19 protein-coding genes and 1 riboswitch are annotated in these 19,808 nt (G+C 34.9%); of the genes, 17 read left to right on the top strand and 2 right to left on the bottom strand.

Annotation, left to right across the window (positions count from 1 at the left end; genetic code table 11):
• Positions 1 to 4: 4 nt before the first annotated feature.
• The 4 genes from ACWV26_RS05235 to ACWV26_RS05250 all read left to right on the top strand — a co-directional run bounded on the left by ACWV26_RS05235 (position 5) and on the right by ACWV26_RS05250 (position 4,345).
• Positions 5 to 799 carry a SigF/SigG family RNA polymerase sporulation sigma factor gene (locus ACWV26_RS05235; protein ID WP_455897318.1) on the top strand — a complete coding sequence of 265 codons (795 nt, stop codon included), beginning with the start codon at positions 5 to 7 and terminating at the stop codon, positions 797 to 799.
• On the top strand, positions 789 to 2,366 hold the full coding sequence (locus ACWV26_RS05240; protein WP_455897319.1) for a spore germination protein: 1,578 nt from the start codon (positions 789 to 791) through the stop codon (positions 2,364 to 2,366). The genes ACWV26_RS05235 and ACWV26_RS05240 overlap by 11 nt, the downstream gene beginning before the upstream one ends.
• Positions 2,367 to 2,467: 101 nt before the next feature.
• On the top strand, positions 2,468 to 3,784 hold the full coding sequence (lysA, locus tag ACWV26_RS05245; RefSeq protein ID WP_455897320.1) for a diaminopimelate decarboxylase: 1,317 nt from the start codon (positions 2,468 to 2,470) through the stop codon (positions 3,782 to 3,784).
• Positions 3,785 to 3,973: 189 nt separating this feature from the next.
• Positions 3,974 to 4,345 carry a GNAT family N-acetyltransferase gene (locus ACWV26_RS05250; RefSeq protein WP_455897321.1) on the top strand — a complete coding sequence of 124 codons (372 nt, stop codon included), beginning with the start codon at positions 3,974 to 3,976 and terminating at the stop codon, positions 4,343 to 4,345.
• On the opposite strand, the gene ACWV26_RS05255 is transcribed toward ACWV26_RS05250, so the two are convergent.
• Positions 4,342 to 4,842 (bottom strand): DUF309 domain-containing protein, encoded by a 501-nt coding sequence (locus tag ACWV26_RS05255; RefSeq protein WP_455898182.1) that lies wholly within the window; start codon positions 4,840 to 4,842, stop codon positions 4,342 to 4,344. The two genes, ACWV26_RS05250 and ACWV26_RS05255, sit on opposite strands and share 4 nt — an antisense overlap.
• A 56-nt stretch (positions 4,843 to 4,898) precedes the next feature.
• Between ACWV26_RS05255 and ACWV26_RS05260 the strand changes: the two genes are divergently transcribed.
• The 12 genes from ACWV26_RS05260 to ACWV26_RS05315 all read left to right on the top strand — a co-directional run bounded on the left by ACWV26_RS05260 (position 4,899) and on the right by ACWV26_RS05315 (position 17,187).
• Positions 4,899 to 5,684, top strand: coding sequence for a segregation/condensation protein A (locus ACWV26_RS05260; RefSeq protein ID WP_455897322.1), 786 nt, complete (start codon positions 4,899 to 4,901; stop codon positions 5,682 to 5,684).
• The gene (scpB, locus tag ACWV26_RS05265; protein ID WP_455897323.1) at positions 5,650 to 6,249 is read left to right on the top strand and encodes an SMC-Scp complex subunit ScpB; all 600 of its coding nucleotides are present in this window, start codon (positions 5,650 to 5,652) and stop codon (positions 6,247 to 6,249) included. The genes ACWV26_RS05260 and scpB overlap by 35 nt, the downstream gene beginning before the upstream one ends.
• A gap of 19 nt (positions 6,250 to 6,268) precedes the next feature.
• A complete protein-coding gene (locus ACWV26_RS05270) occupies positions 6,269 to 7,273 on the top strand; it encodes a D-alanyl-D-alanine carboxypeptidase family protein (protein WP_455897324.1) in 1,005 nt (334 codons plus the stop codon).
• A gap of 265 nt (positions 7,274 to 7,538) precedes the next feature.
• A complete protein-coding gene (locus ACWV26_RS05275) occupies positions 7,539 to 8,270 on the top strand; it encodes a pseudouridine synthase (RefSeq protein WP_455897325.1) in 732 nt (243 codons plus the stop codon).
• Between the two features lie 115 nt (positions 8,271 to 8,385).
• A complete protein-coding gene (gene resA, locus ACWV26_RS05280; RefSeq protein WP_455897326.1) occupies positions 8,386 to 8,916 on the top strand; it encodes a thiol-disulfide oxidoreductase ResA in 531 nt (176 codons plus the stop codon).
• A 16-nt stretch (positions 8,917 to 8,932) separates the two neighbouring features.
• Entirely contained in the window at positions 8,933 to 10,609 is a 1,677-nt protein-coding gene (gene resB / locus ACWV26_RS05285) for a cytochrome c biogenesis protein ResB (RefSeq protein WP_455897327.1), read from the top strand.
• The gene (ccsB, locus tag ACWV26_RS05290) at positions 10,606 to 11,793 is read left to right on the top strand and encodes a c-type cytochrome biogenesis protein CcsB (protein ID WP_455897328.1); all 1,188 of its coding nucleotides are present in this window, start codon (positions 10,606 to 10,608) and stop codon (positions 11,791 to 11,793) included. The genes resB and ccsB overlap by 4 nt, the downstream gene beginning before the upstream one ends.
• A gap of 114 nt (positions 11,794 to 11,907) precedes the next feature.
• Entirely contained in the window at positions 11,908 to 12,624 is a 717-nt protein-coding gene (locus tag ACWV26_RS05295; RefSeq protein WP_455897329.1) for a response regulator transcription factor, read from the top strand.
• Positions 12,617 to 14,416, top strand: coding sequence for an ATP-binding protein (locus ACWV26_RS05300; RefSeq protein ID WP_455897330.1), 1,800 nt, complete (start codon positions 12,617 to 12,619; stop codon positions 14,414 to 14,416). Before ACWV26_RS05295 ends, ACWV26_RS05300 begins: the two co-directional genes overlap by 8 nt.
• A gap of 201 nt (positions 14,417 to 14,617) precedes the next feature.
• Positions 14,618 to 14,755, top strand: a riboswitch (FMN riboswitch).
• A gap of 161 nt (positions 14,756 to 14,916) precedes the next feature.
• Entirely contained in the window at positions 14,917 to 15,501 is a 585-nt protein-coding gene (locus tag ACWV26_RS05305; RefSeq protein WP_455897331.1) for an ECF transporter S component, read from the top strand.
• Between the two features lie 415 nt (positions 15,502 to 15,916).
• Positions 15,917 to 16,864: an oxygen-dependent tRNA uridine(34) hydroxylase TrhO gene (gene trhO / locus ACWV26_RS05310; protein WP_455897332.1), complete on the top strand. Its 948-nt coding sequence runs from the start codon at positions 15,917 to 15,919 to the stop codon at positions 16,862 to 16,864.
• 26 nt (positions 16,865 to 16,890) lie between these two features.
• Positions 16,891 to 17,187, top strand: coding sequence for a hypothetical protein (locus ACWV26_RS05315; protein ID WP_455897333.1), 297 nt, complete (start codon positions 16,891 to 16,893; stop codon positions 17,185 to 17,187).
• Between the two features lie 52 nt (positions 17,188 to 17,239).
• On the opposite strand, the gene ACWV26_RS05320 is transcribed toward ACWV26_RS05315, so the two are convergent.
• Positions 17,240 to 18,121, bottom strand: a complete 882-nt coding sequence (locus ACWV26_RS05320; RefSeq protein WP_455897334.1) for a LysR family transcriptional regulator — start codon at positions 18,119 to 18,121, stop codon at positions 17,240 to 17,242.
• Between the two features lie 308 nt (positions 18,122 to 18,429).
• Here ACWV26_RS05320 and ACWV26_RS05325 point away from each other — a divergent pair, with 308 nt between their 5' ends.
• The gene (locus tag ACWV26_RS05325) at positions 18,430 to 19,656 is read left to right on the top strand and encodes a C40 family peptidase (protein WP_455897335.1); all 1,227 of its coding nucleotides are present in this window, start codon (positions 18,430 to 18,432) and stop codon (positions 19,654 to 19,656) included.
• The last annotated feature ends 152 nt before the right edge of the window (positions 19,657 to 19,808 follow it).

Below are 19,808 nucleotides of genomic sequence, written 5' to 3' on the forward strand. Positions count from 1 at the left end.
AATTATGACATCAAACCCGCAAGCGTCAAAAGAACTTCTGACACAGGATCGAATGAGAGAACTTATAAAATTAGCGCAGGCAGGGGATGAGGCAGCTAGAAAAGAAATGGTTGAGGGGAATACCAGACTTGTATGGTCAATTGTTCAACGTTTTTCATCAAGGGGTGCCGATTTAGAAGATTTATTTCAAATTGGATGTATAGGGTTGATGAAATCAGTCGATAAATTTGATTTATCTTATCCAGTGAAATTTTCGACATACGCTGTACCTATGATTATTGGTGAAATTCAGCGATTTCTTCGGGATGATGGTATGGTAAAAGTCAGCCGTTCTATTAGAGAATTAAATTATAAGATACGTCATGCCACAGATGATTTCTTAAAAGACAATGAAAGGCCTCCTACAATTCAAGAGTTAGCATCTATATTAGATGTATCCATTGATGATGTCACAATGGCAAGTGATGCTTTACGCGATCCTGCATCACTTCATGAACAAATTTTTGAAAGTGATGGAGACCCAATTAGCTTAATGGACCAAATGAAAGACGAAAGGTCAGAGAAGCCATTCGAACATATACCATTAAAAGATATGTTAGAAAGACTGGGTAAACGTGAGCAGTCTGTCATCTATTTACGCTATTATCTTGACTGTACTCAGAGTGATATTGCTGAAAGACTAGGTATCTCTCAGGTCCAAGTCTCCCGCCTAGAAAAACGTATTTTAGCACAGTTGAAAATTTGGCTAACAGATCAGCAATATGAACAATTGGTAAAGGTGGCAGAACATGAGCAGTAACAGCAATAATGAAACACAAGCAATTTTCCAGAGTAATCAAGCAGCAGAAGCTTTCATGATTTCCCAGTTTGGGAAAAGTGAAAGCTTCGATATCAATATGAAATATATTCATGTTCATAATATGGAAGTATTCACCATTAATGTTAATGGGTTAATTGATAGTCAAAATTACACTCGATTATTGACATCGATACAACCAACTGTTGCGTATGAAAAAGATAAATATGAATCGCATGAAAAACGTTCTAACGCCCAAGAAAAATCAGACGGAGAGAATGATTCTAAAAAGGATTCAGAAGAAGGTCACACTTTAGATAAACAAGAAAGAATTCAAGCAGAAGCAGATTATTTCTTTTCTGCATTTCCTTTTTTTGCATGGGAATTGCAAACATCAAAGGATAAATTATTAGCTGCTATTATGAGTGGCCAGATAGCATTTGTAACACCATCAGGTATAGCTTTTACAGCAGATTTCAGAAATTACCCTGGAAGAAATCCTGAAGAGCCTGATAACGAAAAAGTAATTCGCGGTTCAAGGGATGGCTTTACGGAAAATATTATTCAAAATACAGGTTTAATTCGTAGAAGAATACGTGATACATCGTTGCGTTTTGAGTTACACCAAGAAACGTTTCGAAGTAAGACGGATGTAGCCATCGTTTATTTAAAAAACATGGCGAATGAGGAACATTTAAAATTTATTAGGGAACGATTAGAAGAAATAAAGCATGACGGATTGACAATGGCAGATAAATCACTAGAAGAATGGTTAATAAAGCAAGGATATCATCCATTACCATTTGTTCGTTATAGTGAAAGACCAGATATCGTTGCAGCACACATACTGGAAGGACATATCGCAATTGTAGTAGATACCTCTCCATCCGTAATATTAGTCCCCATTACAATGTTCCATCATTTACAACATGCAGAAGAGTATAGACAGGCCCCAGCAATTGGGACAATTGTTCGGTTTTTGAGATTTTTCGGAGCCTTCTTTAGTTTCTTCATATTGCCTCTGTGGTTCTTATTGATTAAGCATCCTGAATATGTACCGTGGTTTATGGATTTTATCGGAATTCACAAAAAAACCTCTATTCCTCTCCTCGTTCAAGTATTGGCGGCAGATATCGGTATTGAATATTTAAGGCTTGCAGCTATTCACACGCCAACTCCATTATCAACGGCTATGGGTTTAATAGCAGGTATCGTTATAGGTCAGATTGCTATTGAAGTTGGATTGTTTTCTTCAGAGGTTGTACTTTATACAGCGGTTACAGCCATTTTTACATTTGCGATTCCTTCTTATGAACTAAGCATTTCCATTAAAATATTCAGAATCGTACTTCTGTTGTTAACAGCAGCATTTGGTGTTAATGGATTCTTCCTCGGGATGTTGCTTATTGTATTCTATATGGCTTCTCTAAGACCGATGAGAGTACCTTATTTATGGCCACTCATTCCGTTTTATCCTAAAGCATTTGCGCACGTTGTGATTCGATACCCTATGACGAATGATGCCCCAAGACCATTTATCGTTGGAGCGAAGGATAGAAGACGAAACTAACAGGCATATTGCATCTAATCCTCTATCGTGTTAAAGTTCATGGTATAGAAAATTCCGTGTATTCTTAAAATCGCATAAGTATACACGATGGGAGCGATTAGATGTATTTATATGGGACTCAAACTATTACACCGAATGATCACCTATCTATCGGTGGCGTTGATACAGTAGAATTAGTAAAAACATATGGAACACCACTTTACGTTTACGATATTGCTCTATTTCGAAAAAGGGCTCGTGGTTTTATAGACACTTTCAAAAATGCTTCAGTAAAAGCGCAAGTTGCTTATGCTAGTAAGGCATTTTCAAGTATGGCAATTTATCAAGTGGCTGCACAAGAAGGCTTATCAGTTGATGTCGTTTCAGGTGGTGAGTTGTATACTGCCATTCAAGCAGGATTTCCAAGCGGAAAAATACACTTTCATGGGAATAATAAGAGTACACAAGAATTAGAATTCGCTTTTGATTCTAATATTGGATGTATTGTGATTGACAATTTTTACGAAATTGATGTGTTAAAACAGTTATCTGCTCAAAGAAAACAAAAAATGCATGTTTTAATTCGAGTAACACCAGGAGTAGAAGCACATACACATGATTTCATTACTACTGGTCAATCTGATTCAAAATTTGGTTTTGATTTAAGTAATGGTCAAGCAGATGAAGCTTTTAAACTGTTATACAATGATCCATATTTAGAATTACAAGGTATGCATTGCCATATTGGTTCACAAATATTTGATACAGCTGCATTTCGTCTTGCAGCAAAAAAATTGACAGACAAAATGGGTGAATGGTTAGAGGAATATCAATTCCACACGAATGTTCTAAATTTGGGTGGTGGTTTTGGAATCCGTTATACTGAGGAAGATGCACCCTTGGAACCAGCTATTTATGTAGATGATATGATAAAAACAGTAAAGCAAGAAGCTAAATTACTGAATATCCCAATGCCTGAAATTTGGATAGAGCCTGGAAGATCGTTAGTTGGAGATGCAGGTACAACACTTTATACTATTGGTTCCCAAAAAGAAGTTCCTAGTATACGTAAATACCTAGCTGTAGATGGAGGTATGTCAGATAATATTCGTCCTGCTCTTTATGATGCAAAGTATGATGCAGCAATTGCTAACAAAATGTCTCAAAAAGCAACAGAAACCTATACAATTGCTGGTAAACTCTGTGAGTCAGGTGATAAGCTGATTGAGAATATAAAACTGCCAAAAGCTGAACCAAACGATATCCTTGCAACATTTTGTACGGGTGCTTATGGTTATTCTATGGCTAGTAACTATAATCGAATTCCTAGACCGGCTGTTGTGTTCGTTGAAAATGGTGAGCATCAGTTAGCAGTGAAACGTGAAAGTTATGAGGATCTTGTGAAGCTAGACCTTCCGTTAACAATTGGAAGGGGGTAATTAGTTGAAAAAAAACAATATCATTTTAATAGTTACCTTATTAGTAATGGCAATTATTTGGGGAGTAATTTATTGGTTGTATATAGCTCCAGAATCACTTTCCAAATAACGGAAAAACATTTGCCAAAGTATTGCTTTTCGTGTAGGATATCTAAAGATACTTTAAGGCAAAAAAGAGGGATCTAATATATGTTGTATCGTTATCAGAAGGCATTCGAAAAAATTGCAATGGGACTCTTATCATTTATGCCTGAACATAAAGACGTAAAAAAGCTACAAGAGACGATTTGTCAATATAATTCTAATCCAAACTGGCAACTGTTTTTATGGAAACAATCTGAAGATTATATCGGCCTCGTAGGTGTTGAGATGGAGAATAGTCAATGGATTGTTAGACATATATCAGTGGATCCTTCTCATCGTGGAGAAGGTATTGGAAAAGAAATGATTCGGCAGCTTTCAGAAATGGATTTATGTGGCTCAATAGCATCAGATTCATTAACAGAACCATTTATCCAAAGATGTCTAACGATGTTAGAAGAAGCAGACAATAAGTATTAGTGTCTGCTTCTTCTTTTTTCTTCGCGTGTTAGAATAATATCAGAGCGATCTCTTAGCATATGTTTATTTTGAATAAAATAATAATCACTAGGTGGTAAAGCAGCGATAGAACGTTCCACTTTAGATTTTAAATCCGAAGAAATAATATCAATAGTCCAAAATACATAAGGAATATTGTTTTTTATATTTTCTTGAGTTAAATGGATGTGTTGTATTAATTTGAATGTATTAATTTCTTCTAAAAACGGATTATAAATAGAAGCACTTAATGTACTCTCCGCCTTTTTCAATATGGTATTTGCACCTTTAAAATTCCCACGCCTCCAGTGATATAGACCTGTAGCGAGCTGAATCCAACCTGTAAGTGGATGTGTTTTATCTCGTGGTGCTACTTCTTTCCAATATTTCTCTAATACTTCGTGACATTCAAAATAATCTTGATTGCCATTGAAATACGTAAGAAATTGGATAAATAAAGGGTGATGCATTGGATGCATTTTGGTCACCTTTCCTCTATACTAAATTTTGAAGATAAATTGTCAGGTGGTAAACTATGTCATACGAAGTAAAATTAGAGGCTTTTGAAGGCCCTCTCGATTTATTATTACATTTAATTCATCGCTTGGAAATTGATATTTATGATATCCCTATGGCTGAACTTACTGCACAGTATATGGAACATATTCAAGCGATGCAAGTACTAGAGTTAAACGAAGCAAGTGAATATTTAGTCATGGCCGCTACATTACTAGCCATAAAAAGTAAAATGCTTCTACCTATTCACGAAGGTGAACTTAATGAAGATGAATTCGAAATAGACGAACCGGATCCGCGTGATGAACTTGTTGCAAGATTAATAGAATATCGTAAATTTAAAGAAGCAGCGACTAATTTAAAAGATATGGAATCAACAAGAACTCAATATTTTACAAGACCTCCAACAGACTTGTCCGCATATATGCCTGATGAACAATTGGTCTTGTTTGATGCTTCTGTAAATGTTTTTGATTTGGTAGCAGCATTTCAAAAAATGTTAAACAGGAAAAGATTAAAAGCACCATTAACAACAAAGGTGACAAAACAAGATTTATCGATTAGACATCAAATGCGAGCAGTGGTGGACGTTTTAAAAACACATCATGGGCGTGCAGATTTCTTTGAATTATTCCCTTATGAAGATAAAGGGACGCTTGTTGTTACATTTTTGTCTTTATTAGAATTGATGAAACGACAAGTAGTAGCCGTACAGCAGGAAAACAATTTTGCAGATTTAACGGTGATTTTACGGAAGGAAGAAGTAACAGATGAACAACTTGAATCAATTGATGAGCAAGATTGAGAGTCTTCTTTTTGTCATCGGAGAAGATGGATTAACAACAAAGCAACTTTCAATTATAACGGAAGCGACAGAAGAAGAAATAACAGAAGCAATACAACAAATGATGGTACGTTTTGAGGAGCAACAAGACAGAGGGATTATGCTAAAAGAATTGGCAGGTACATTTCAATTAATATCAAAACCTGAACATGCTGATGTCATCCAAAAGTTGGTAGAAAACCCTCCAAGTCAATCATTATCTCAAGCATCACTTGAAGTATTAGCAATCGTAGCATATAAACAACCAATTACAAGAGTAGAAATTGATGATTTAAGAGGTGTAAAAAGTGAAAGAGCGTTACATACTTTAAGTGCACGAGGTTTAGTACATGAAGTTGGGAGAGCGGAAGGTACTGGTCGTGCTATTCTTTATGGAACAACAAAAGAATTCCTGAATTATTTTGGCATGAAGAATATAAATGAATTACCAGAGCTTCCTGAAATGAGTGAATCTGAAACAGACGAACAACCAGATTTGTTTATGTCTAAATTCCAAGAAGCTTTTCAAGAACCACAAACTGACTAATCTCTAAAGGAGTGAAATTTTGAGTCGAATACTTGTTGCTATATTAAGTTGCATTATTTTGTTTATGCCATTTGAAAAGACTGCAGAAGCAGTAGCAGCCTCACATTCCTATGCAGTAATTGATGCTGATACAGGGAGATTACTACTTGGGATGAACGAACATGAAAGACTTCCAATTGCAAGTCTTACGAAAATGTGGACAGCTTTTGTAGCAATTAAGGAAAAAGATTTAAATACCGTAACAACCATTTCTAAAAAGGCGACATTAAGTGAAGGATCCTCCATTTATTTGGTAGAGGGTGAGAAAGTTTCCTTAAAAACATTACTTAATGGATTATTATTACGTTCAGGTAATGATGCAGCAACAGCCATTGCAGAAGAGGTCGGTGGCTCAGTAGGCGGCTTTGTCAAATTGATGAACGACTATGCTATGATTTATGGTCTTTCAAATACTAAATTTGAAAATCCATCAGGGTTGCATCATGAAAACCACTTGTCATCTGCATTCGATACAGCACAAATGCTTAGAATAGCTATGAAAGATGACGATTTCCGCAAAATTGCTACGACTAAATTTTATAAGAACGACCTCAAAAACCCTACAGTTTGGCAAAATAAGCATAAACTCCTTCATTACAATAAATATGCAATTGCAGGAAAAACCGGCTACACAAAAGTAGCAGGACGTACACTTGCTACCTATTTTGAAAAAGATGGTAAAAGAGTGATTGTAGTTACGCTAAACGAATCGAATGATTGGCAAGTTCATTCAGGTTTTGCAGAAACGGTTTTCCAAAAATATGACAAAAAGTTATTGGCAAAAAAAGGGGTATATCAAGTTAGAGACGATTTACAAGTGGAATTAGATCATCCAGTATATGCATTGATTTCGAAGGACGAAAAGAAAAAAGTAAAATCTATCCTTAAAATGCCTCGTATATCGCAAGGTGATATGGGTATTTGGACATTTTATCTCGATGGTAAGCCATTTATCGAAGAACCAGTTCATATGATTTGGAAGTAAGAGACTGCCCAGGCAGTCTCTTTGTGCTTTAGGCTACCTTCCTTATTTCAGTCCCTCGGTCGAAAGCTGAAGGGATGTGCATCTGTCGGGATTTCCAATGATTTTCGGAGGCCCACAAGATGTGGGGCAGATAGCCGTTGCGACATAATGTCGCGTCTTTAGGCTATCTTCCTAAAATACGCCTACGCTTTTATACTTTTATTATTAGAAAAAGTATGCAATAATTTTTGAAGGCTAATAGCATTAAGTTTAATGAGGTGACCAAATGGAAAGACTACAGAAAGTGATAGCTCATGCAGGTATCGCTTCAAGAAGAAAAGCAGAAGAGTTAATCTTAGAAGGCAAAGTAAAAGTAAATGGTCAAGTTGTTCGAGAACTTGGTACAAAAGTAACTACTTCAGATTCTATTGAAGTAGAGGGTATAAAAATTGAAAAAGAAGAGAAGGTTTATTTTCTATTATACAAACCAAAGGGCGTTATATCAGCAGTTTCAGATGATCGAGGTCGCAAAACCGTAGTAGATTTATTTCCCCATGTAGAACAACGTATATTCCCGGTAGGACGATTGGATTACGATACTTCTGGTGTCTTATTATTAACAAATGATGGGGATTTTTCTAATCTTTTAACGCATCCACGTTACAATATTGATAAAACCTATGTTGCTAAGGTAAAGGGTTCTCCAAGTAGGGAAGATTTAAAAAAATTAGAACGGGGAATTATGCTAGAGGATGGTAAAACAGCGCCTGCTCGTGTCAAAGTTTTATCTTCTAATAGAGAACATGGTACATCTATTATTTCGATTACGATTCATGAAGGTAGGAACAGACAAGTTCGCCGTATGTTTGAGGCAATTGGATGCCCAGTTCAAAAGCTGAAGCGAGAACAATTTGCATTTTTGGGCTTACACGGTTTGAATGCAGGTGAATCAAGGGAATTAACAGCACATGAAGTAAAGCAACTGCGTGTTCTTTCTGAAACAGGAAAAATTGGATAGTAAATGTTCTACTAGAAAAGATTCACAAAGCCTTCATATATGAAAAGGTATATAAACCATAATTTGTTATAATAATATAGAATGTCTTTGTCTTTTTTAGGGGGTTATTACGACAATGGAGAGAAAACAAAAAAGACTGTATACGCGGATCACAATTTTAGTAGTTCTTGTTGCGGCAATTGTTTATACGATTTATACAACTGCACATAAGGACGATGTACAACTATTAAAAGTTGGCGATGATGCACCTAATTTTTCATTAGTAGATTTAAATGGGGAAACGCATAAATTGTCAGATTATAAGGGGCAAGGTGTATTGCTGAATTTTTGGGGAACTTGGTGTAAACCTTGTAAAAAGGAAATGCCAGCAATTAATGAACAATACAAACAATTTAAAGACCATGGTGTTCAAATCTTGGGTATTAATATTGCTCAGACTGATTTAGAGGTTTCAAGTTACGCTGATAAACTTGGCGTAGAGTTCCCTATCGCAATTGATAAGACGAAAAGTGTGATGAGAGCGTATAATGTTGATCCTTTGCCAACAACTGTTTTGATTAATAAGGACGGGAAGATTGAGAAAATCATAACAGGAGAAATGACTGAATCAGCTATAAAACAATACCTTACAAGTATTAAACCATAAAGGAGTGTTCTAAAGGATGAAAAAGATAACTTGTGAATGTGGTCATGTTAATCCCGAAGGAACGCATCTATGTGAAAAATGTGGACGTCCTCTAACAGATGAAGATATTAAGTCAAAAGTTGTTGATATGAAATACGAAGGTAGGGCAATACGCTCGAAGACGTATAATAAATCGATAATTGATAAAATTTGGAATTTCTTTTCGAGTGTAAAAGTGGGCGTCACGATTATCGTCATTACATTGATAGCTGCGGCAATTGGGACATTTTTGCCTCAAGTAGTATATGTCAATATACCTCAAGGCGAGGATGTTAAACAAGCGTATATCGACAACTACGGGACGTTTGGTAAAATCTATTACAATCTTGGACTTACAGATGTTTATAGTTCATGGTGGTTCCAAACGTTAATTGGAATGTTAGCGATTTCAATCATAGTTGCTAGTTTGGATCGTGGTATTCCTCTTTATAAATCATTGAAAAATCAAAGAGTAAGACGACATGAAAGTTTTATGAAACGCCAACGCATCTTCGGCGAACAAGTCATGACTTCAGCAAAATCCGATGAATCATTAGATTTAGCAGAAAAGAAAATGAAAGAGCTTAAATATAAAGTTCGTAGAGAAGATGGCGTATTTCTCGCAGAAAAAAACCGTTTTGCCCGTTCGGGTCCATACATCAATCATTTAGGATTAATCATATTCTTATTTGGTGTTATGTTGCGTTTAATGCCTGGATTTTATATCGATGAATCTATGTGGATTCGAGAAGGTGAAACAGAATCTATTCCAGGTATGGAAGGATATTACCTACATAGTAATAAATTCACCTTCGAAACATACAAAAAAAATGAACAAAAACAAGAATTTAATCAGTCAAAAGCAGCTGTTAACTCTATTGCAAAAAATTATCAAACAGACGTTGTATTATATAAAGCAAAAGATGGTGCTGTTGCTGGTGATACAACCAATCTGGAAAAGATTAAGGATTATCCTATTCAAGTAAATGAACCTTTAAAATATGATGGCTATGCTGTTTATCAAATGGATTTCCGTTTAAATGAGTTAAAAGCTATGAACTTTAATTTAATTAATAAAAAAACTGGGAAGTCATTAGGTGAAGTGAGTATTGATCTTCAAGAACCGAAAAAAGTATATAAGATAGATGATCAAACAAAAGTAGAGATAAAGGGATATTACCCAACGTTCTCAGGTTTTGATAATGGAGAACCACAATCTGATTCACCTATACCAAACAACCCAGCATTTATCTTTACAATGTATACACCAGAAACACCAAAAGGTGAGACAAGCTTTGTAGCAATCAAACAAACGCTAGAACCACTTGGTACAACGAAGTATAAGATGAAATTTGCAAGTATTGATACACGCAATGTATCTGGATTAACTATCCGAAAAGACAAGACACTTCCAATTCTGTTGCTTGGTGGTATAATCTTTATGATAGGCGTAGTAACTGGTTCTTATTGGAGTCATCGTCGTTTATGGCTACAAAAAACAAATGATGGTCGCATGCTTCTAGCTGCTCATACAAACAAAAACTGGTTTAGTATGAAAAAAGATTTAAACTTAGTGACAGAATATGCTCACCTACCTAACTGGGTTGATCAACAAGATGACGAAAAGCAGGCAGAAGACCAACAGAAAGAAAAGGAAGGTGACATTACTTTATGAGTTTAATTGATATTAGTAGTACCCTATTATTTATCGCATTTATCGCTTATTTAGTCGCTACTTTATTTTTCGGTGGAGCTGTAAAAGGTGCTCAAAAGGATGCATCTAAATCCAACAAAAATTGGGGAACCATTGCCATTGCGATTACAATTATCGGTTTCATCTCAAATCTTGGTTATTTTATTACGCGTTGGATTTATGCAGGACATGCTCCTGTGAGTAATATGTTTGAATTCACAACTGCATTTGGTATGTTTGTTGTTGGAGCATTTATTTTAATTTATTTCATCTATAAACTACCATCACTTGGTTTATTTGCATTACCAATTGCGATTTTAATTATTGCATATGCAAGTATGTTCCCACGTGAAGTAAATCCGTTAATTCCAGCACTAAAGAGTTATTGGTTATATATCCATGTAATCACAGCAGCAATTGGCGAATCTATTTTAGCAATTAGTGCGGTCGCGGGTCTAATTTATTTGTTGAGAAATGTTGATACATCGAAACGTACAAAAAGTAGCATTTGGCTAGAAGTAGTTATGTATGCTGCTGTTCTGGTAATTGGGTTTGTCGTAGTTACTTCAACATTTAGAATGATGGGCTACCAAGCAGACTTTACCTATGTAGATAAAAACGGTGCACAACAGGAGATTACGTATAATACGCCAGCATTATTTGGGATGCATCAATATGAAATGAAATCTACGGATAAAATGCAACCATTTGTAGAAGTTCCGGCAATCGTTAATGCTAAAAAGTTAACAACTGTAGTATGGTCTATTATTACCGGTACAATTCTATACGGTTTGATTCGATTAATTATTCGTAAACCAATTTCACGTGCAGTTCAACCACTAGCGAAACGCGCAAATTCTCCTTTACTAGATGAAGTTGGATACCGTTCTGTTTTAATTGGTTTCCCTGTCTTTACACTAGGTGCTTTGATTTTTGCTATGATCTGGGCGCAAGAGGCATGGTCTCGATTCTGGGGCTGGGATCCAAAAGAAGTATGGGCATTGATAACTTGGTTGTTCTATGCAGCTTTCCTTCACTTACGCTTATCTAAGGGGTGGCATGGTGAGAAATCTGCATGGTTAGCAGTAATTGGCTTTGTTATTATCATGTTTAATCTAGTAGCAGTAAACTTAATTATCGCTGGTCTACACTCATACGCAGGATAATCTAATTTGAATGAAGAAGCCTTTTCCTTAATATGAGGGAAAAGGCTTTTCTTTTCTTTTCATTTTGTTTGACAGAATGTACAATGAAAGTATTAATACTGGGAGGCATATACATTGACTGAACAAATTTCGATATTAGTAGTAGATGATGAGGACCGTATTCGTCGTTTATTGAAAATGTACTTAGAGCGTGAAGGATATGAAGTTGATGAAGCAGAGAATGGTGAGCAAGCCGTAGAAAAAGCACTTGCCAATAATTATCACTGCATTCTGCTAGATGTCATGATGCCTGAAAAGGATGGAATGGAAGTTTGTGAAGAAATTCGCGAGAAAAAGTCAACACCAATTATTTTATTGACAGCTAAAGGGGAAGAAGCTAATAGAGTACAAGGATTTGAAATAGGTGCTGATGACTATATTGTTAAACCTTTTAGCCCAAGAGAAGTCGTATTGCGAGTAAAGGCTATATTACGCCGCTCTGCAGCATTTTCTCCAATTTCTGTATCATCTTCATCTAAAGACTTAGTTGTATTTCCACATTTAACGATTGATCATGATGCGCATAGAGTCTCTGCAGATGGAGTGGAAGTAAACTTAACACCTAAAGAATATGAACTACTATATTTCTTAGCAAAATCACCAGATAAAGTATTTGATCGTGAGCAATTATTAAAAGAAGTTTGGCACTATGATTTCTTTGGTGATTTACGTACTGTTGATACACATGTAAAGCGTTTACGCGAGAAACTAAATCGTGTATCTGAAAATGCGGCTAAAATGATTGTAACTGTATGGGGCGTAGGCTATAAATTTGAGGTAGTCAATGACTAGAATATGGAATAGTGTTGTCGGGAAGCTGTGGGTAACCATATTGCTTCTCGTTTCATTTGTATTATTTGTTTTTACAGTTTTAATGTTAGAATTCCTTTCAAAATACCATACTCAACAATCGGAAGCATTACTAAGACAAGAAGCCACTACTATTGCAAGAGTTGTCGATGATCATAAGTCTATTGCTTCAACTAGATCGATAATCAACGATATATTAAGTGATGAGACAAACGCAGTAATAGCTGATCAACCTGGCAAAGTATTATTCTCGCTCCAAGAAGGATTAAACCAAGAAAAAATAAAAAGTGAAATTATAAGTAATAAATCCTTTGAAAAAGTTTTTTATACAAATAAACCTGTAGTAAAAGAAATGATGCTACCATCTTCTACAGAAAAGAATCATGTAGAGTCTTATATTGTATTAGCATTTCCTCTTAATGTTGGAAAAATGAGTCATGGTGTATTATTCATATACCAAAGCCCAGATGCAATACATCGAACTACAAAAGAAACAACGAAAATTGTCTTTCTATCTGCAGCTATTGCATTTATCCTGACTACTTTCTTTGCGTTTTTCTTATCTACTAGAATTACGTCCCCATTACGGAAAATGAGAGAAGCTGCTTTCGAATTAGCCAAGGGGAACTTCGATAAAAAAGTTCCTGTATTACAAAATGATGAAATTGGACAATTAGGGACAGCATTCAATCAGATGGGCCGTCAACTAAAAACTCATATTGAGATTATCAATCAAGAGAAAGAGCAGCTTTCAAGTATATTAACATCCATGACAGATGCTGTAATTACGTTCAATAGTGATCGGACTGTAATTTTAAGTAATCCACCAGCGGAGTTATTGTTACAAAAGTGGTTTATCAATAAGGGTTCTAATAGTGATCAACCAATTCCAAAAGAAATAAATCATATGCTAGAACATGTATTGGAAATGGAAGAAGAGCTAAGAGAAGAATTAGAATTAGATGGTACGTATTTTACAATTTCTATAAGTCCTCTTTATAGTGGAGATTCCGTACGTGGTGCTGTTGCAGTATTTAGAGATAGGACAGAAGAACATCGCTTAGATAAGTTACGAAATGACTTTATAGCAAATGTTTCGCATGAATTGCGTACACCAATAGCTATGTTACAAGGTTATAGTGAAGCAATTATTGATGAGGTTGTGACAAGTGAAGAAGAGCGGAATGAAATGATCCGCATTATTTATGATGAGTCACAACGAATGGGAAGGCTTGTAACAGATTTATTAGATTTGGCACGTATGGAGTCTGGAAATATCACATTATACAAAGATTTGGTTCCAATTACGCCAGTATTTGAAAGAATCACGCAAAAGTTTGTACAAGCAGCAAAAGAAAAAGGCGTTGAATTAACGTATTCATCTACCTTTGATGATGAAACAACAATTAATCTAGATGAAGATAGAATTGAACAAGTATTAACGAACTTGATTGACAATGCAATTCGTCATACAAATAAAAACGGCATTGTCCAAGTAATTGTTGATCAACAAGTATCATTCGCACGTATTCAGGTTAAAGACAATGGGGCTGGAATACCAAAAGAAGATTTAGAATATGTATTTGAAAGATTCTACAAAGCTGATAAAGCAAGAACCAGAGGAAAAGGTGGTACAGGTTTGGGGCTTGCTATTGCTAAAAATATCGTGGAAGCCCATAAAGGACGTATTACTGTAGAAAGTGAAGTAGATGTAGGTACAAACTTTATCTTCTTCTTGCCACTAGAGTTTCAACAAGAAACTTCAATGAAATGATTTAAACCCCTAAGTTAGATAAAAACTAACATAGGGCTCTTTAATTGGTTAAATTCACAAGTGAGTTGAATTCTACTCCAAAAAAATTTAAAACAAACTAATATTGTAGGAATACTAAAAATTTTACAGGAAAATGAGATTAATACCTTTACAAATTACTGTATATTTTATATAGTTAAATTGTAATAAAAAATCATATTGATTCATCTTCGGGGCAGGGTGAAATTCCCGATCGGCGGTATTAGAGAAAAGTGCAGTACTCTTAAGCCCGCGAGCCGTTAGGTATGACTTGGTGAGATTCCAGGGCCGACAGTATAGTCTGGATGGGAGAAGGTGAAGGTACGGTCGTCTTAATTCTATTTTAAAATAGTAGATTTAGACGCTTATTTGACTATGCCTATTTCTCCCTTAAGCTTTCAAAGCTTAAGGGATTTTTATTGCATATCTTGTAATCCGGACCTCTCTTCTTTAGAAGTGAATCGAAAAAAGGAGAGAAAAATATGAAGAACACAAAATTGCAAAAAATGATTTCAATCGGTATGCTAAGCAGTATCTCATTTGTATTAATGATATTTAACTTCCCATTACCACCGTTTCCAAGTTTTTTAGAAGTGGATTTTAGTGATGTTCCAGCACTTATTGCAACAATTACAATGGGTCCAGTAGCGGGAATGGCTGTAGAATTTATCAAAAATGTATTGAACTGGTTTTATGTTGGAAGCCCAACAGGTGTTCCAGTTGGACAAATTGCAAACTTCACAACAGGTGTATTATTCATTTTACCTGTTTACTTTATCTATAAACGTTTAACAAGTGCAAAAGGATTAACAACAGGTTTAGTAGTCGGAACTCTAACAATGGCAATTGGAATGAGCGTGTTAAACTATTTCTTATTTATGCCTATGTATAACTATTTCTTAAACGTACCAGTTGAAACAGGTGCAGCACTTAGAAATTCTATTGTTATGGGTGTTTTACCATTCAATATTATTAAAGGAATTATCATTGCAGCAATCATGCTTTTACTATTCTCAAGTCTTAAAAATTGGATTGTGAAACAACGTAATACTTTTATTAATGGCTAATGATATAAATAGATTGATAGGGTAATCCTATAAATAATATAATATTCAATAGAAAAATCTGCTCATCTATTTAAAATAGATGAGCAGATTTTTTTGATATAGCTCTTGATTTTGTTCAAGTGGAGACTCCGCCTAAGTGAGAGGAGATTACAGAAAACAGTAAGCTATTTTTGTTTCCATAACGGAGGAAAGTTAAACTAACTTTATTTCCCAGGAAAGAATAAGCAATATCTAATTTAATTAATCATGATATTAAGCATCATATTTGCAAATGAATTAAATTACCGATATAATTTTAAGGATATTTTATGTTCTAAAACATAAAATCTGCAAGGATAAATTTTCAATTTTGTTATATGAAAATAGAGTCTATCTCTAATATCTTGCAAATATTAAAAGATAGGTGGAAAAATAAGTGGATTATCGAGTTTTACTTTATTATTTTTATACAAAGATAGAAGATCCAGAAAAGTTTGCTACAGAGCATTTAGCTTTTTGTAAATCACTAGATTTAAAAGGACGTATTTTAGTAGCATCTGAAGGAATCAACGGAACAGTTTCTGGAACAATTGAACAAACAAATGCCTATATGGAGTATATGATGGCGAATCCAATATTTAATGGTATTGTTTTCAAAATCGATGAAGCAGAAGGTCATGCATTCAAAAAAATGCATGTACGACCAAAAACTGAATTAGTCAACTTCAGTTTAGAAGATGATATAGATCCACATGAATTAACAGGGGATTATTTAGAACCTGCTGAGTTTTTTGCGAAAATGCAAGAAGAAAATACAGTTATTATAGATGCGCGTAATACCTATGAATATGATTTAGGGCATTTTAGAGGTGCAATAAGACCTGATATTCAAACATTCCGTGAATTGCCTGAATGGATTAGAGAAAACAAAGAGCAATTTGACGGTAAACAAATCCTTACTTATTGTACAGGTGGTATTCGTTGTGAAAAATTCTCTGGTTGGATGAAACGAGAAGGCTTTGATAACGTAAGTCAGTTACATGGCGGAATTGTCACTTATGGTAAAGATGAAGTAGCAAAGGGTCAATTATGGGATGGTCAATGTTATGTATTTGACGAACGAATTTCTGTGCCTGTAAACCAAGTTGAACACGTGATTGTAGGACGTGATCATTTTGACGGTGAGCCATGCGAACGTTACATCAACTGTGCAAATCCTGAATGTAATAAACAAATCATTTGCTCAGAAGAAAATGAAGATAAATATTTAGGAGGATGTACACATGAATGTAGAGTACATCCGCGTAACCGATATATTGCTCGAAATGGGTTAACTGAACAGGATGTAAAGGATCGTTTAACTACTATTGGTGAAACACTTTAAAAATGCAATGATTGAGAGGGAAAGAGATGGTATTAGAAGGTATTATTCATCTCAGACAAATGAAAGGCCCAAATTTGTTGTATTTAAATGAAGAGCCCTTAGCCAAAACACTTCTTCCTTATGATGGAAAAGAGATGACCATCACATTTACATTACCTGGTATAGAAAAAAAACTAAAGGGCATTGCAGAAATCTTCTATTTCGAAGGTAAAGACGGATATGGTGGCGATAAATTCACCAATGATTTAGATATAGAAGATTTTGATTGTATAGAATGGCTATCTACTTATGAAGAGCAATCTATAACTATTACAATAGATTAAAATCTAAATACAAGAAAAGCCACTTCCAAAGCAAATTGAAAGTGGCTTTTCTTTACGCCTTTTTAAAATAATCAAGAATAAATTGTTGAAATTGTTTTGTAGCAGGTGATTGGAAACGACCTTCAGACCAAGCCATACCAATGACTCGTTCAAGTTTCATATCGCTAATATGGATTTTGGCCATCCGATTTGTATTAATTTCTACTCCATTAGGTAAGATGGAAACGCCTAGCCCTGCAGCAACGAAACCCGCGACAGTAGCAACCTCGTCCCCTTCAAATGTTATATCAGGTTTAAGATTAGCATACTCGAAAACGGCATCTAGCTGAATTCTTAATGCATATCCTTTTTTTAGTAAGATGAATGATTCATCTCCTAATTCTTTTAATGTAATTGTGTCACGAGTTGCTAAAGGGTGTGAAATTGGGACAATTGCAAATAATTCCTCACGCCATAATTCTGTCCATTGGATTGGTTTTTCAGTCTCCATCTCAGCTAGTAAACATAAATCTAGCTCGCCTGATTGTAATTGTTTTAGCTGAAGATGTGTATGATTTTGCTTTAAAGTAAAGTGTATATCATGATGTTGCTTTCTGAATTTCATGATTAAATCAGGGACAATATTTGTTCCTAGCGTATGTAAAAAGCCAAGGGAAACTTCCCCGTGATTTGGATCTACTAGCTCTTGGATTTCATGGAGGCCATCCTGATACTCGCGCATTATATTTTGGACACGTTTTACGAATATTTCACCATAACGATTTAAAGTGATTGAGCGTCCTTGTCTTTCAAATAAAGGAACACCTAATTCGTCTTCTAATCGAGCAATAGAGCGACTTAGTGCTGGCTGGGAAATAGATAGCTGCTCAGCAGCCTTCGTCATATGCTGAATTTTCGCTAGTACTTGAAAGTATTCTAGCTGTTGCCATTCCATTTACATTTCTCTCCTTTAATGATTACATATATCATTTTGGCTATCATAATGAACCAGGACTTTTAAGTCAACAATAAAATACATTAATTTGATTCTAACACTTTTGTCGAATTAATGTAGTTAATAGAAAAAAACAGTATATTGAGTAAGAATCATAATGAAAAAGCATTGTTTCAATTATGTAACATGGGTGTTACGCTTCTATTAAAACAGGAAAAAATGACTATACAAATATATGATTCGTGCTATTATAAAATAGTAAATAAAAAACGTACATAGTGAAAATATTGGAAATGAGATGATTTAAATTGAATATACGTTCAAAATGGGGCCGTTCTGCAGTTGTTACTCTAGCACTAACTTGTGGTTTTATGTATTCAGCAGAGCCAATTCAAGTAAATGCTAAAACTTCGGCAGAAATGATTCAAACTAAGGCCTCAATTGATCAGAAAATAAAGAATCTAAATAAAGAAATTGAAATATTACAAAAGAAAATTGATAAAAAACAAGTAGAATATGAAAATACGTTAAAAGAAATTGACGAAACAAATAATGCAATAAAAGAAACAGAAAAAAATATTAAAGATCGTTCAACAATTATCAATGATCGATTAAAAGCTTACCAAAATCAAGATAATACGGTAAATCCATATGTAGAAGCTATTCTTGGAGCAGATAATTTTGCAGATGCAGTAAGTCGAACAGTTTCTGTTAAAACTATTTTAGATGCAGATCAAAACCTATTAGATGATCAAAAAGCGGACAAGAATAAATTAGCTGAAGAAAAGCAAGCACTTCAAAACAAACAAGCAACACTACAAAAGCAATTCCAAGATATGCAAAATGAAGAAAATCATTTAGAAACAAAAAAGGCAGAAAATAAAGCAAAGTCTTTAAAACTGAAAGAACAAATTGCTACAAAAAAACAACAAGAAAAACTTGAGAGAGAACGTAAAAAACGTGAAGCAGAAGCAAAACGTTTGAAAGCGTTGCAAGAGAAAAAATTTATAGAAGAAAATGCTTCTGTAACTAAGACTAGTAATTCAGTACATACTGATAGCGTAGTAAAAACAGAAAACGTTAGCGATGATGTTAATAATGCTGGTAACGGTACTAATGGCGCTAAGGTAACAGATCATGAGCAGAAAGCTCCTAGCGTGTCAGGTTCTGGTTCTGCAAAAGCTGCAATTGCAGAAGCAAGTAAATATCTTGGACGTGCATATGTATGGGGTGGAAGTAATCCAACAACTGGTTTTGACTGCTCAGGTTTAACACAATGGGCATTTAAACAAGCAGGCGTATCACTGCCACGTACAGCAGCACAACAATATTTAGCTACTACAAAAGTAAGTGCAAGTGAAGCAAGAACAGGGGATTTAGTGTTCTTTAGTTATGGTTCAGGCATAGCACATGTTGGTATCTACCTTGGTGGCGGAAGAATGTTAGATGCTCAAAACAATGGTGTTGTTACTGAATCACTTGACTGGTGGAACAAATACTTAGTTGGATACGGACGTATCTCAGGTGTAAACTAGTATTCTATTGTTAATTTTATAACTAAAGTATGTTGTCTTAAAATCAATAATTGTTAAAACACACTTAATAGGCTGTCTTTAAAGGGGAACTTTATCTTTAAAGACGGCCTTTATTTTATACATAATTTATTTCGGAAGGCTCTTAAGCTTAG

The sequence above is a fragment of the Rummeliibacillus sp. JY-2-4R genome (assembly GCF_053847205.1).